The organism is Corynebacterium sp. H113, assembly GCF_037572315.1.
In the GTDB taxonomy this organism is placed as follows: domain Bacteria; phylum Actinomycetota; class Actinomycetes; order Mycobacteriales; family Mycobacteriaceae; genus Corynebacterium.
This window is the reverse complement of sequence record NZ_JBBHKZ010000005.1, coordinates 166,823-181,835: the sequence shown is the minus strand read 5'-3', so window position 1 is coordinate 181,835 and position 15,013 is coordinate 166,823. Positions and strand designations below refer to the sequence as shown.

Annotated in this window: 11 protein-coding genes; 5 read left to right on the top strand and 6 right to left on the bottom strand. The window is 55.4% G+C overall.

All coding sequences use genetic code 11. From position 1 onward, the window contains the following. Position 1: 1 nt before the first annotated feature. From rplT to infC, 3 genes are all read right to left on the bottom strand, one after another. The gene (gene rplT, locus WG938_RS10635; protein WP_339980257.1) at positions 2 to 385 is read right to left on the bottom strand and encodes a 50S ribosomal protein L20; all 384 of its coding nucleotides are present in this window, start codon (positions 383 to 385) and stop codon (positions 2 to 4) included. 102 nt (positions 386 to 487) lie between these two features. After that, a complete protein-coding gene (gene rpmI / locus WG938_RS10630; protein WP_339980256.1) occupies positions 488 to 682 on the bottom strand; it encodes a 50S ribosomal protein L35 in 195 nt (64 codons plus the stop codon). Positions 683 to 849: 167 nt separating this feature from the next. Beyond that, the gene (infC, locus tag WG938_RS10625) at positions 850 to 1,401 is read right to left on the bottom strand and encodes a translation initiation factor IF-3 (RefSeq protein WP_339980255.1); all 552 of its coding nucleotides are present in this window, start codon (positions 1,399 to 1,401) and stop codon (positions 850 to 852) included. 380 nt (positions 1,402 to 1,781) lie between these two features. Between infC and WG938_RS10620 the strand changes: the two genes are divergently transcribed. Then, a complete protein-coding gene (locus WG938_RS10620) occupies positions 1,782 to 3,977 on the top strand; it encodes a hypothetical protein (RefSeq protein WP_339980252.1) in 2,196 nt (731 codons plus the stop codon). A gap of 2 nt (positions 3,978 to 3,979) precedes the next feature. On the opposite strand, the gene uvrA is transcribed toward WG938_RS10620, so the two are convergent. Next, on the bottom strand, positions 3,980 to 6,841 hold the full coding sequence (uvrA, locus tag WG938_RS10615; RefSeq protein ID WP_339980251.1) for an excinuclease ABC subunit UvrA: 2,862 nt from the start codon (positions 6,839 to 6,841) through the stop codon (positions 3,980 to 3,982). A gap of 165 nt (positions 6,842 to 7,006) precedes the next feature. On the opposite strand from uvrA, the gene WG938_RS10610 reads away from it, so the two are divergent. The 4 genes from WG938_RS10610 (at position 7,007) to WG938_RS10595 (ending at position 12,178) form a co-directional block, all read left to right on the top strand. Next, positions 7,007 to 7,648 (top strand): MBL fold metallo-hydrolase, encoded by a 642-nt coding sequence (locus WG938_RS10610; protein WP_339980250.1) that lies wholly within the window; start codon positions 7,007 to 7,009, stop codon positions 7,646 to 7,648. Between the two features lie 190 nt (positions 7,649 to 7,838). Then, a complete protein-coding gene (locus WG938_RS10605) occupies positions 7,839 to 8,624 on the top strand; it encodes a DoxX family protein (RefSeq protein WP_339980248.1) in 786 nt (261 codons plus the stop codon). A 177-nt stretch (positions 8,625 to 8,801) separates the two neighbouring features. Beyond that, entirely contained in the window at positions 8,802 to 11,135 is a 2,334-nt protein-coding gene (locus tag WG938_RS10600) for a HelD family protein (protein ID WP_339980246.1), read from the top strand. Next, positions 11,117 to 12,178: a winged helix DNA-binding domain-containing protein gene (locus WG938_RS10595; protein ID WP_339980244.1), complete on the top strand. Its 1,062-nt coding sequence runs from the start codon at positions 11,117 to 11,119 to the stop codon at positions 12,176 to 12,178. Before WG938_RS10600 ends, WG938_RS10595 begins: the two co-directional genes overlap by 19 nt. Before the next feature lie 58 nt (positions 12,179 to 12,236). Here WG938_RS10595 and WG938_RS10590 read toward each other — a convergent pair whose 3' ends face one another. Beyond that, positions 12,237 to 12,677, bottom strand: coding sequence for a universal stress protein (locus WG938_RS10590; RefSeq protein ID WP_339980242.1), 441 nt, complete (start codon positions 12,675 to 12,677; stop codon positions 12,237 to 12,239). Between the two features lie 93 nt (positions 12,678 to 12,770). Then, positions 12,771 to 14,924, bottom strand: a complete 2,154-nt coding sequence (gene uvrB / locus WG938_RS10585; protein WP_339980240.1) for an excinuclease ABC subunit UvrB — start codon at positions 14,922 to 14,924, stop codon at positions 12,771 to 12,773. Positions 14,925 to 15,013: the final 89 nt, after the last annotated feature.

Here is a 15,013-nt window from a genome sequence, read left to right as displayed (position 1 = left end):
ATTACTGTGCAGCTGGAGCGTTAACGTCCTCTGGCAGCGCAGCCTTAGCAGCCTCGACCAGTGCGGTGAATGCAGCTGCGTCGGTGACGGCGAGCTCAGCGAGGTTCTTACGGTCAACCTCGATGCCAGCCAGAGCCAGACCCTGCATGAAGCGGTTGTAGGTCATGCCGTTGGCACGAGCAGCAGCGTTGATACGCTGGATCCACAGCTTGCGGAACTGCCCCTTGCGAGCGCGACGGTCGCGGAACTCGTAGGTCTTGGAGTGGAGCATCTGCTCCTTTGCCTTGCGGTACAGGCGGGAGCGCTGGCCACGGTAGCCCTTAGCTGAATCAAGTACTTCGCGACGCTTCTTCTTGGCATTTACCGAACGCTTGACACGTGCCACGGTGATACCTTCCTTACGTTATTTCAGAGATATTGAAAAGAGTTTGAGGGAAAAGTGCGGTGCACACTTCATGTGGTGCACTGCAAGGTGTGGGTTGGCTGATTAAGCCTTGCCCAGCAGACGCTTAATACGCTTGGTATCAGCTGGTGCGACATCCTTGTCACCCTTCAGGCGACGGGTGCGGGTAGATGGCTTGCCCTCAAGAAGGTGGCGGCGGTTAGCCTGCTCGCGACGAAGCTTGCCGGTGCCGGTCTGCTTGAATCGCTTTGCGGTGCCCTTGTGGGTCTTCTGCTTCATGATTAATCAAGTGCCTTTCGAATGATGGTGTCCGGGGTCCACTCAAACTGAATTTGAGCGGGCGAGGCCACGGGATTGGCGACGATCAATGACGCCTGGCATCCCTCGTCTTCGTTCCACGGAAGACGAGGCCCCTTAATGCCAACGGTGGTGACTGTGGATCTCGGTTACTTCTTGTTCTTCTGGCGAACCGGACCGAGAACCATGGTCATGTTGCGGCCGTCCTGCTTCGCGCGAGTTTCGACGATGCCAAATTCTTGGACATCCTCAGCCAAACGCTCGAGCAAGCGGAAACCCAGTTCAGGTCGCGACTGTTCGCGTCCACGGAACATGATGGTCACCTTGACCTTGGACCCCTTTTCGAGGAACCGGATGACATTGTTCTTCTTGGTTTCGTAATCGTGGTCATCGATCTTCGGACGGAACTTCTGCTCCTTGACCACAGTCTGCTGCTGGTTCTTTCGAGCTTCTCGAGCCTTCTGAGCCTGCTCATACTTGAACTTGCCGTAGTCCATGATCTTTGCGACCGGCGGCTTTGCGTTCGGAGCAACCTCCACGAGGTCGAGGTCTGCTTCCTCCGCGAGCTTGAGTGCGTCGCCCGTGCGGACGATTCCTACCTGCTCACCGTTTGGTCCCACAAGACGAACTTCGGGAACTCGGATGCGCTCGTTAGTGCGAGCTTCAGCGCTGATGTGGCCTCCTAGGTCGAACCTTAACAATGTCTGTCTCTACTCAAACCGCAACTGCGATGAGGAGGAGGTGACCATGCCACATAGCGATTCATCTACCCAACAAGTCAAAAGCGCCAGGTATCCGGCTCTGCCATACAAAATATGGGCAGACCGTTAAGAAAAGCGATGACCCCGGCACTACCCTAATTCTTTGGCGCGCCAAGGGTGGGATGTTACTCCTCTTCACTGCTGGAATTGCCTGGCCTGTTGCACTTTCGCGAACTCGGCTACGACTTTTCCCAGCGGTTGTGTACGCAACGTTATCACGTCACGTGGTGATTACAAAAACAGTCAAGGATCCTAGACTTATCCACAGCCCTCGATTTTCATGGCAACACTATCTCTAAAGCTTAACTAGTGTTCTCAATATGAACACCGAAGGCTTTTCAACGCCACCAGACCGGGGCTCCCCTGATGGTTTACCGGGTAGCGCTTCTCCCGAGACAGATGCAGCTTCTACAAAGCTATTAGTAGAGGCATTAGGCGAACTGGAAACAGCAGCAACAAAGGTAGCTCGCGTTGCTCACGAAATGCGCGACACGCTTAGTGGCTCCGTTGCACGCAGTTCGGAGTCAGCAGCTGGAGTTGTCACTTCATCTGAGACACCGAAGCCAGCTGCACCTCAGCGTCTTGCGCCTCAGCCTGCAGTCTCGATTCCTACACCAGATCTCGGTGCACGCGAAGAACGCAGCGTTCCAGTCATAGTACCTACGTCGACCACGTCGGGAGGGGGCATCCCCACGACCCCGCATTCACCTCCGCCTCAACCAGTCAGCGGGTACGCACCAGTTACACCCGCTGCAGCAGTTGTGCCGGGTCTCGCCCACACTTCACCGACACCAATCGGCCCATCGCGCCCGCCGCGTCCGCCCGCTGAGCCGTGGTGGACACAAGAGAAGATAGTGCTGCGAGTCATCGCTATCGTCGGTGGCCTTATCACTACAGCAGGCATTTTGTTCTTGGTCGCGTTTGCGATTCAAACCGGCCTGTTGGGTCCTCTCGGTCGTGTCATTCTCGCGTATCTCCTCGCCGCTGTATTGGGTGGCGCGAGTTACTGGGCGCATCGTCGTCAAGCGAATTCCAGTGCAGTCACTGCAACGGCAGTCACTGCGCAATTGACCTCCCACGTGACGACGGCGGCGGTAGTCAACATTCTCGAATGGTGGCATCCGCTCGTCGGTACAGTACTGATCTTTGCGGTCTCATTAGCGGGGCTGGCCACAGCCCGATATCGAGAGAGCGCTTCGCAATCAATAATTTCTGGCGTACTGGGGCTTGGATTCCTCTTTTCCACGGTCAACACAGAAACCATGCGTGCGATGACCGGGTTCAACTATGTGACACTTATCCCGGTTGCTTTCGCAGTGCTGATGTTCTTGTCGTGGAAGCAGAAGGCAGGCGTAGCTGTTTATTACACGTCATTCGCGCTCCTTGCGCTCACTTACATCCTGTTTGGCCAGAACTCAGGAATTGCGACCAAGGAGTCGAGCACTGGAGTCACTGCTGTCACGCTAGCTATTCTCCTCATACTCTTTACTGCAGTAACTGCCCTCATGCTTTTCACAATCTGGTCGGACAAGCGGGATGAGGCAGAATCAGTTCCACTCGTGCGCACCATCTCAGGTGCCTACGCAACAATCCTGGTTATTGCAACGGTATCGCTATTAATCGAAGGTTCAGCTCCGGGTCCCTTGGAGTACTGGGCAATTGCCTTCATCACCATCCTGTCGCTTGGATTCGGTGCACTTGGAGTGCTCCGTGACACCCCATTCCACCACGCACTTCGCCTCGGCGGCTTCATAGGTGCGCTTGTCCCGATGCTGCTGGTGTTTTTCCCGGGCACTCCGCCTCTGACCCTGGCCGTCTCCTCGATTGTTGCGGCGGTCTTCATGTGGATTGCCGTTCTGGGTCGACCCGACCTTGGCCTCATCAAGAAGGCCACCAATGGATCCCCCGCCATCGAACTTGCTGTAGTTCTAGCGGCACTGTGGTTCGCAATGGCACATTTCAACAATCAGGCATACCTCTCGGCCGTATTTAACGAGTACTTCGATGCACCGTGGGCCATTGTCTTTTCCATGGTTTTCTTGGCCATCGCAGACGCGGGTCTCATTCGGTTGGCAATGACACGGAAGATTCCGGTGTGGTTCGGACTCGTCGGGCTTGCCATCATGGTGTTGCCAGCCATGACCATCATGAATGTGCTCGGACTACCATTCATGTTCTCCCACATGCTGGTCAGCATCGCCTGGATGGTATCCGCGTTCATTCTTGTGCTGTCACCTCGATTCTCTGCTATCGACGGCAACCTTGGCGCGGCTCTAGCGGTCGCAAGCATTGCCGTCGGCAAGCTGATCTTTTACGACATGCAGACTCTGGACGGCATTATCCGTGTAGTCGCATTCATCGTTTCCGGTCTCTTGCTTCTGGCAATGGCAATCCTAGGAAGTAAGAAGCAGAACAGTAATAGCAGTAACAGCACGGCAAATTCTGAGTCGTCTACAGAAGATGCGGAATCCAAGGAACCCCAGATTCCTGAAGAAACCTGGGGAACAAGCAGCTAAAGCTACGCGCTGAGATCAAGCAGCGGTCGAAGATACGCCGCGGTGTGTGAGTCTTTCACCACCGCGACTTCTTCTGGAGTGCCCGTGGCAACCACAGTTCCTCCGCCTGCGCCACCTTCTGGCCCCATGTCGATAATCCAGTCCGCAGACTTGATCACATCCAGATTGTGCTCAATCACAATCACTGTGTTTCCCTTATCAACGAGCCCCTGAAGCACCAACATCAGCTTGCGAATGTCCTCGAAATGAAGGCCGGTTGTCGGTTCATCGAGAATATAGACAGTCCGGCCGTTCGAGCGCTTTTGCAGTTCTGCAGCCAGTTTCACACGCTGCGCTTCACCACCAGACAACGTCGTTGCTGCTTGGCCGAGGCGCACGTACCCCAAGCCGACGTCGACAAGCGTGTTCAAATACCGCGCAATTGATTGGATTGGCTCGAAGAACTCGGCAGCTTCGGAAATAGGCATGTTGAGAACTTCGGAAATGTTCTTGCCCTTGTACAGCACTTCGAGCGTTTCCCGGTTGTAGCGAGCGCCTTCGCACACTTCGCAGGGAACGTACACGTCGGGCAGGAAGTTCATTTCGATTTTGATGGTGCCGTCGCCCTTACACGCTTCGCAACGACCGCCCTTGACGTTAAAGCTGAACCGACCTGCTTTGTAGCCACGGACCTTGGCTTCCTGCGTCTCCGCGAAGAGATTACGAATCTTGTCAAAAACGCCTGTGTACGTCGCAGGATTCGACCGCGGGGTACGACCAATCGGCGACTGGTCGACCTGAACAAGCTTGTCCAGGTTGTCCAAACCTTCGACACGACGATGTCGACCTGGAACCTGTCGAGCCTTGTTCAACTCGTTGCCCAAAACCTTGGACAGAATGCCATTCACGAGAGTGGACTTTCCAGATCCCGAAACTCCGGTGATACACGTGAGTACACCCAGTGGGAAGTCAACATCGACATTCTTCAGGTTGTTCTCCTTGGCACCTTTGACCGATATGACGCGCTTCGGGTCAATTGAACGACGCACTTCAGGCACAGTTAGCTGACGACGACCCGACAGATACGCGCCAGTGATCGACTCTTCGCAGTCGACAATGCCATCTGGTTTACCCGCATAGACGATTTCGCCACCGTATTCGCCAGCGCGTGGCCCAATATCCACCAGCCAATCAGCTTCACGAATAGTCTCCTCGTCGTGTTCTACGACGATCAAGGTGTTTCCCAAATCGCGGAGATTCTTCAGCGTTCCAATCAGTTTCTGGTTGTCGCGCTGATGCAAACCAATTGATGGTTCATCGAGGACATACAAGACGCCGGCCAAACCTGATCCGATTTGGGTGGCCAGGCGAATTCGCTGGGCTTCACCACCCGACAGCGTTCCTGCGGACCGAGAGAGCGACAAGTATTCAAGGCCGACGTCGAGAAGAAAACGAAGTCGAGCCTGTGCCTCACGCAAAACACGTCCGGCAATGATGGCTTCCCGGTGACCTAGGGTGAGCGAATCAAGATACCGCGAGCAGTCCGCAACAGACATTTCAGTCAGCGCCGCAATGGAACGGTCACCGTATTCTTCTGAGTTCAGGGTGACCGATAAGATCTCAGGACGAAGTCGTGCACCTTCACAGGCATGGCACGGCACCTCGCGCATGTACCCCTGGAAGCGATCCTTTTGAGCATCGCTCTCGGCAGTTGCAAGCTTGCGGTGCAAATACGGCATGACGCCTTCGAACGGCGCGGTGTACTGCCTGGTTCGCCCATACCGGTTGCGGTAACGCACAGAAATTTTGTGGCTGGAACCATGCAGGACGGCCTTCTGCTGGGCCGCTGTCAGGGAATCAAACGGTGCTGCCGCGTCGAAGTCCATTTCAGCAGCCAGCGCTTCCAACAGCTTCTGGAAGTACTTCTTGTTCATGGTCATCCGCCATGGACTAATTGCTTCCAGCACTGGCAGCGTTGGATCAGGAATAACCAATTCTGGATCGACTTCCAGTTTCGTACCCAGACCATCACATTCTGGGCAGGCACCGTATGGAGAGTTAAAAGAGAAAGCGCGTGGCTCCAATTCATCAATATGAATATGGTGCCCATTCGGGCAGGCCATACGTTCAGAGAAGCGGACGCTTCGTTGCGGATGATCGTCGTCAAGATCGATGGCATCGATCACCACCACACCATCTGCCAGCTGCAAAGCAGTTTCTACAGAGTCAGTGAGGCGACGCTGCTGGGATTCCTTCACCTGCAAACGGTCCACAATCACATCGATATCGTGCTTGACTTGCTTTTTTAGTTGAGGCGGATCGGTCAACCGATGCATTTCCCCATCGACCATGACGCGCGCGTAACCCTGCGCAGCGAGGCTCTCAAACAAATCGACGAACTCGCCCTTTCGGGTACGAACGACCGGCGCCAGCACCTGGAACTTCGTGCCTTCTGGAAGAGCCATCACCTGATCGACGATCTGCTGCGGGGTCTGAGACGAAATTACCTCGTCACACACCGGGCAGTGCGGAGTACCTGCACGTGAGTACAGTAATCGCAGGTAGTCATACACCTCGGTAATAGTCCCCACCGTAGAGCGAGGATTACGGTTTGTGGACTTCTGATCAATCGAAACTGCTGGCGACAAGCCTTCAATCAACTCGACATCTGGCTTCTCCATCTGGCCAAGAAACATACGTGCATAGGAGCTCAGGGATTCCACATACCGCCGCTGTCCTTCAGCGAAAATGGTGTCGAAAGCCAGGGAGGACTTACCGGAACCCGACAGGCCGGTGAACACGACCATTTCGTCGCGCGGTAGATCGATATCCACACCCTTTAGGTTGTGCTCTTTTGCTCCTCGGACGACGAGACGATCAGCCACTACGCGCATACCTCTTTCACTTGGCTACTTTCAGGTAGCCCTGTTTCTACGCAATTACCTCAGCCATCATACCTATTTTGTGGCACAACTGTTCGAATGAATTCTTAGGCATTTTTCAACTGCTATCCGTACCCACTGACTACTATTCCTCGCTACCCTGGCGCCATGGTTGAAAAGTTCACGTCCGGTTCCGTAGATATTTACAAACAGTCCGTCGGCACGATGGACAACAACTGCTATTTGCTCGTTGATCGTCGCAAGCCCCAGAATTCTCTGCTTATCGACGCGGCGAATGATGCAGATACCCTCCGCCAACTCGTCGCAGATGCCGGAGCAACAGTGACAACCATCGTCACCACGCACTCACACTCTGATCATGTGCAGGCGTTAGAACCGTTGGTTTCTGAGTGGGGTGCGCAGCATGTGACGTCGGCATTGGATGCTGACAATATTCCAGTTATGGCGGATGTCGCGCTCGACAACGGTGATGTGCTGTTGTTCGGAGACTGCGTCCAATTGGATGCCTTCATCATGCGCGGACACACCAAGGGCGGGGTCTGCCTCGCCCTTCCTGCTGCCGACGGCGACGATGCGCCAACCCATCTTTTCGTTGGTGATTCACTGTTCCCTGGCGGTGTCGGAAAGACAAACACGCCAGAACAGTTTGATCAACTTCTCCGGGACGCCGAGAACCGAATTTTTGCCATGTACACCGACGAAGCCATCGTCCACCCAGGACATGGCGCAGACACAACGGTCGGCGCTGAACGCTCTCACCTGGAGGAATGGCGCGAACGTGGTTGGTAGCCAGGTTGTCCCGTTCGTTCCAACGCGCGCGGAATAACAGACGTCTCGGTAATGACGCAATAGTGAAGCCCCTTTGTTCGCTGAGAGGTGAACAGTGGAAATTTTTGGGTTTTTGCCCCGCGAGAACCCTGGGTTGCACGTAACCTCGAAGTATCACGTCCGATAAGAACACTCAGGAGTTGAACAACAAATGATTCGTAAGTTTGCTCGCCCGATGCTGGCATCCGTGTTCGTCGCAGATGGTGTTGACACTCTCGTTAACAAGCAGGACCACCTCGATGGAGCACGCGCAGTTCTCGATCGTGTACGTACTCTTACCCCAAATCAGTACCGCAGCTACGTGCCAAATTCCCCAGAAATGACCGTTCAGGCTGTTGCCGGCACCAAGGTTGTTGCAGGCTCTCTGTACGCACTGGGCAAGGCTCCACGTTTCGCCGCTACTGCTCTGGCACTCGCCCAGATCCCAACGGCAGTTGCTCGCCACGCATTCTGGGAGACTCAGGATCCAGAGCAGAAGAAGGCTCGTCGAACCGGCTTTATCACTGATGTCGGTTTGCTTGGTGCACTCTTCCTTGCTGGCGCTGATACCGCTGGCAAGCCAGGTCTGAAGTGGCGTGCAGAGCACGCTGGCAAGCAGGTCAACAAGAAGGTGCAGGCTGCGCTGCCAACGAAGTCTGAAGCAGAAAAGCGCACTGAAGAGCTCAATGAATCTCTGACTAGCGCGGCCGGCACCGCCAAGGAAAAGGTTGGTGTCCTGCAGCAGAAGGCCTCCGAGGTCTACGAGAAGGCTGCTGGCTACGTTGACGAGAACAAGGATGACTGGACTGACCAGATCCGTACCCTCGCCGACGAAGCGTCGACCCGCGCAACCAAGCTCGGTACCGAGGCATCGACTCGCGCTAGCCAGTTCTCGTCCGTCGCTGCAGAGCGTGCAGATAAGGCATCGAAGCAGGTAAAGAGCAATCTCGGTAAGTAAGTTTTGAACGTTGCCACGATAGTGTCTCTGCGCGTCAAACTTTCGGCGCATTAAAGGGAGCCAGCGATAGCGCTGGCTCCTTTTTCAGTTGCTTGTCTCATTGACCTCATCCCCGGTCTACCAACTCCAGTGACATAGAATGGATATTTCTTTTGTCCAAGTCGATTGGAGTTTGTCGTGTCGCATTCCGAGTTGTCTGTCGAGCAATCTGCCCTCGATGACGCATATGCTCACCTCGATGCAGCACGCCAGCGCGACCAAGAGTATTTGCGCCAAGTCATGCTTGACGACGACACGGACCCCCAAGCCCGCGTCGAACGTGAAGTTGAGTACCACCGACTTCACAGCAATTTGGAGCGGTATCGTGCAGCTGAAGTCGGCCTCGTTTTTGGGCGCATCGACATAGCCGATGATGAACCCGACAATCCCCTACCTGGTCAACCGAATGTAGATCGTCGCTATATCGGTCGCATGGGTCTTTCCGACGCGGATAATGACTACCGCAGCATTCTCATGGACTGGCGTGCTCCTCAAGCACGTCCGTTCTACTTAGCGACGACAGCGCACCCAGAAGGTGTTTCTCTTCGTCGTCACCTCCGGACCCACGGTCGCACGCTGAAGAGCATTGATGATGAGTGGTTGACGACGTCGCTTCATGAATCGTCGACAAGCACGAACACCGACGTGGACGATGCAAGTGTGGGTGTCGGTGGCGAAACTGTGCTGCGTGAGGTGCTGAATGCTGCGCGAACTGGCCATATGCGGGGAATCGTGGAGACGATTCAGCGTGAGCAAGACATCATTATCCGCGACAAGACCCGTGGGACGATGGTTGTGCAAGGCGGACCGGGTACCGGTAAGACTGCGGTCGCGCTGCACCGTGTGGCGTGGTTGCTGTACACCCACCGGGATCAGTTGGCGAAGACTGGTGTGCTCATCCTCGGACCGAACGCCACCTTCCTGGATTACATTTCGCGTGTGCTACCGAGCCTTGGCGAAACGGGCGTTGTCCTTCGCACTATTTCGAACCTCTACCCAGGTGTCGATGGCACCGGCGACGAGCCACTTGTGACTCGTGAGGTCAAGGGTTCTGCGGACATGGTGGGCATTCTGACGAATGCAGTTCGCGACCTCCAAGCCATTCCAGAGGAACCGATTACGGTGCCTTTCGACGGGTTGTCCCTCACCATCACCCCAGCGATGGTGAAGGCTGCGCGGACTCGGGCTCGTCGTTCGCGTCGCCCTCATAACCAGGCCCGCCCGCTTTTCCGGGAGCATCTCGTGGAGTCACTTGCGCGTCAATTGGCCGATCGTATCGGCCGAGATCCACTTGGCGGCGAGAATCTGCTATCTGTCACGGATGTTGCCGACCTGCGCGATGAGATTGATGATCACCCGCTAGTAGGTGTTGAACTCGATGAACTCTGGCCGATTCTCACGCCCGAGGAAGTCCTGGACAGTCTTCTCACCTCGGAAGATGCCATCGCCAGTGCAGCGTACGAATATGACGAGCAGACCTGCGCAGCACTGCTCCGCCCGGTAGGCACGCCCTTCTCGCCTACTGACCCACCACTGTTGGATGAGCTTGCTGAGCTATTGGGACCGTCGAAAAGCGAAGAAGAAGATCGCGAGCGGTGGCTGGCGCAGATCGAAGAAGCACAGGGTGCGCTGGATATTCTGACCGGTTCTGCGTCGCAGGAACTTGATGACGGTTTTGACGCCGAGATTCTGATGGCGCATGACGTTATTGACGCGGAAGCGTTGGCAGAGCGTCACCAGGAACGCGATTACCGCTCGACTGCGGATCGCGCTGGAAGCGACCGGACGTGGGCATATGGACATGTGATTGTTGACGAGGCTCAGGAGTTGTCGGCGATGGCATGGCGAATGGTGCGTCGTCGGTCGCCTAATGCATGGATGACGCTCGTCGGAGATGTCGCACAGACAGGATCACCCGCTGGCGCCGAGGCGTGGTCCGATGTTCTCGAACCTGTTGTTGGTTCGCGGTGGCGGCTCCACGAACTCACGGTAAATTACCGAACCCCCGCTGAGATCATGCAGGTAGCGACCCATGTTCTTGCAATGGTCAACCCCGATCTGGAGCCTCCGCAATCGATTCGTTCGACCGGTCGCGAACCTGTTCGCACCACGACCGTAGCCACTGCGCTGCGCAGTATTTCTGAGTATTATGGGGCTGCGGAGACTACTGCTTCACGACGACTCGTCGCCATCATTGTTCCTCGCGAACACCTGGGTTCCGGCCGGGAGGAGCTGAACGACATCATCGCTGACAGCACTATCGATGCTGACACAGTCAGTATTCTGGACGTCGATGAAGCAAAGGGGCTGGAGTTCGATGATGTCATCGTCGTCAATCCAGACGAGATTGTGCAAGAATCGCCACAAGGCCTGCAGGATCTTTATGTTGCGCTGACTCGCGCAACGCAGGGCCTCGTCGTTGTTGCTGACAAACAACCGGAGACGATTCCGCCATGTCGGACCATCACCTAACTTATATGCCGCATCTCGCTGAACTGCGAGCTCGCCGGCTCATTGCCCAAGGGCTTGCGTACAGTGCGGCGCGTCCAATGGTCGCGTCAGCTCCGGTTGATGTCGCTCGGCATATGATTGCGCTCCAAGGTCAGAACTATGACGCTGGTGTTCGGGCATTGGCAGTGCGCGTCAAGGAACCGGCTTCTTCGCGCTCAGATGCAGATACAGATCCGCTGCAGGATGCCACTGAATCCGCGTTGAACTCCATCGCAGATTTCGAGATCGTCCGCTGCTGGCCACAACGTGGCACTTTGCATTTCCTCCCCACTGAGAACGCTCGGTGGATGATGCAGTTGACACACCCACGCATTGAAGCACAGGCGGCACGTCGTCGCGCCGGACTTGGCTTCGAAACTGGCGACTACGAACGCGCGTTAGAGGCATTCGTCGACGCGCTCAACAAGCGTGGAGTTTCGGATCCTGTCTCTCGTCCTGAGGCATACGACGTGTTCGCAGCAGCCGGTGTCGCCCCTTCGCAAGGTCGCGGCCCGCATTTATTGCGTGCATTTGGCGGAGCCGGTGAGATCGTCCAAGGGCCACGAATTGGCAAAGTTGAGACTTTCGTATCCCTCACTGCAATCGAGCAGGAAAAGGGAATCTCTCAACGAGACCTCACCGGCGACGATGCTTTGCAGGTGCTAGGCACGGAGTATTTCCATGCACGTGGACCTGCGACTCTGAAAGATTTGATGTGGTGGACAGGCATCACAAAGAAGCAAGCCGTCACAGCCGTCGAGACTGCCAGCGATCTCATCCCACTCGAATTCCACGGCGATACCTACTGGATGGGTTCGTGGCAAGCCGATGTCACCGCTGCCGAACTCACAGCTGCTCTCGACCACGAGCTTTCGCTTCCCGCGTTCGACGAGTATTTGCTAGGTTATGGTTCCCGCGTTGAGGTACTGTCCGACGAACTCCGCCCAGAGGTGCTCACCAAGAACGGAATCAGCTGGCCATTTGAGGTCCGCAATGGTGTTATCGTAGGACGCTCCAAGAAGTAAAGCCCGCGTGCTGGGCAACCAGCGCGCGGGCCTTAACTAAAAGTACTTGTAGTCAGCTCTAGCTGACAGTGTGCACAATCATGACATCGCAGTCAGACTGACGAGCAACGTCGGCAGGAACAGAACCCAGCAGACGACCGGTCAGCGAGTTGATGCCACGGTTACCAACAACGAGAAGGTCAGCCTTCTTCTCGTTGACCAAGCTCATCAGTGCCTCTACTGGAGAGCCAGCACGAACTTCGGTTTCAACCTTGGTTGCGCCCGCAGCCTCTGCAGTTTCCTTTGCAGCAGCCAAGTTACGCTCTGCTGGGTCATCGCCCAGAACCTGTACAGAGTCCTGGCGAAGGGTCTTCGATGCATCGTCTGGAGTCTCGTAGTATGCGCAACCCACGACCAAAGTCGCGTCAAACGACGCAGCGATCGCAGCCGCACGTTCTACTGCCAACAGCGACGACTTAGATCCATCGGTACCAACGACAATGGTCTTGTATGCGCTCATTAAAGTGCCTCTCAAACTCGCTTAACAACAACGTTTTCGTGAACTGAGACCAAGAGTAGCAAAACTACGGTTGCAGATTGCAGGAATTTAAAATTACTGCAATCCCGCTTCTTTCATACCGTTGAGCTCTTTCTTTAAGTCGACAATCTCATCCCTCAACCTGCCCGCAAGCTCAAACTTCAGCTCCCGTGCGGCAGCTCCCATTTGCTCACTCAAATCAGCAATGAGTTGTTCCAGTTGTGCTCGTGGCATGCCTTCAAAGTCAGCTGTTGACTTACTGCCAAACGTCGCCAAATCAGCATCACTGCCGGTGCGATTGCGCCGACGGTGGTCTGCACTGGCCGCAACATTCGGCCCATCAGCATTGTCTGCATTGTCGTAGACCTGGTCCAAGATGTCCGCGATCTTCTTGCGCAGAGGCTGCGGATCAATGCCATGTTCCGTGTTGTAGGCAATCTGCTTTTCCCTGCGACGTTCCGTCTCGTCGATAGCCCGAGCCATCGAATCCGTGACGGTATCCGCATACATGTGCACTTCACCGTCGACATTTCGAGCAGCACGACCAATAGTCTGAATCAACGAAGTAGTCGAGCGGAGGAAACCTTCCTTATCCGCATCGAGAATCGCGACCAACGACACTTCCGGCAAATCCAGACCCTCACGGAGCAAGTTGATGCCCACAAGAACGTCGTATTCGCCAAGTCGGAGTTGGCGCAGTAACTCAACTCGTCGCAAAGTGTCGACATCAGAGTGCATATAACGAACGCGAATACCGTTTTCGAGCAGATAATCAGTGAGATCTTCGGCCATCTTCTTCGTCAGAGTGGTGACCAAGACGCGCTCGTGGCGTTCCTCGCGCTGGCGGATTTCGCCGATCAAATCATCAATCTGGCCTTCCGTTGGCTTCACGACGATCTTCGGATCCACCAGACCCGTCGGACGAATAACCTGTTCGACAACTTCCCCGCCAGTCTGCCCGAGCTCGTACGGGCCAGGCGTCGCCGACATGTAGACGGTCTGGCCAACACGAGCATCAAACTCATCGAAGGTCAATGGACGGTTATCCAGCGCTGATGGAAGTCGGAAGCCGAAGTCAACGAGGTTACGCTTTCGCGAGGCATCGCCTTCAAACATGCCACCGATCTGAGGAACCGTCACATGCGACTCATCGATAATGGTGAGGAAATCCTCCGGGAAGTAGTCGATCAGCGTTGCTGGAGCAGAACCGGCAGCTCGGCCGTCAATATGACGCGAGTAATTCTCAATGCCCGAGCAGAATCCAACTTGCTGAATCATCTCCAAGTCATACTCCGTACGCATGCGTAGGCGCTGTGCTTCCAGCAGCTTGCCGCGATTTTCCAAATCCGCCAGGCGCTCCGCCAGCTCCTCCTTAATCGCCTCGACCGCCTTTTCCATGCGCTCAGGTCCCGCAACATAGTGAGTTGCTGGGAAGATACGCAGCTCGTCCACTTGCTTGACGACGTCGCCAGTCAGCGGATTGAGATAATAGAGAGAATCAATCTCGTCACCGAAGAACTCGACCCGAACCGCGAGCTCTTCATATGCAGGAATGATGTCGACAACATCGCCTTTGACGCGGAAAGTGCCACGGGTAAAAGCAATATCATTGCGGGCGTATTGAATGTCCACCAACAGTCGTAGGAACTGATCGCGATCAACTTCCTCGCCGGTCTTCAGAAATACCGATCGATCCAGATACGACTGAGGAGTTCCCAAACCGTAGATGCAGGACACCGAACTGACAACCACAACATCTCGACGAGACAGCAGTGCCGACGTTGCCGAGTGACGCAGACGCTCGACATCCTCGTTAATCGAGGAGTCCTTCTCGATATACGTGTCTGTCTGCGCGATGTATGCCTCTGGCTGGTAGTAGTCGTAATACGACACAAAGTACTCCACGGCATTGTTCGGCAGCAGCGACCGAAGCTCGTTTGCCAACTGCGCTGCCAATGTCTTGTTCGGAGCCATCACCAACGTGGGCCGCTGCATCTTCTCAATCAACCATGCAGCAGTCGCAGACTTACCAGTACCCGTCGCACCCATCAGCACAACTTCGCGCTCACCGTTGTTGAGACGCTCCGATAACTCCGCGATAGCTTGTGGCTGGTCACCTGCCGGTTTGAAGTCGCTGATGACCTCAAACTGGCCGTCGGCACGCTCGATATCTCCAACAGGACGAAACTCAGATTGCGCAAGGACCGGATGTTCAGCGGGGAATGCCATAGTCACCAGGTTATCTGGTTGCGCGGATTGGTAAAGCTCCGCTGAAGTCATTGCCGGTGTTCGTCGAGTTTGCTTCACGACGATTCGTC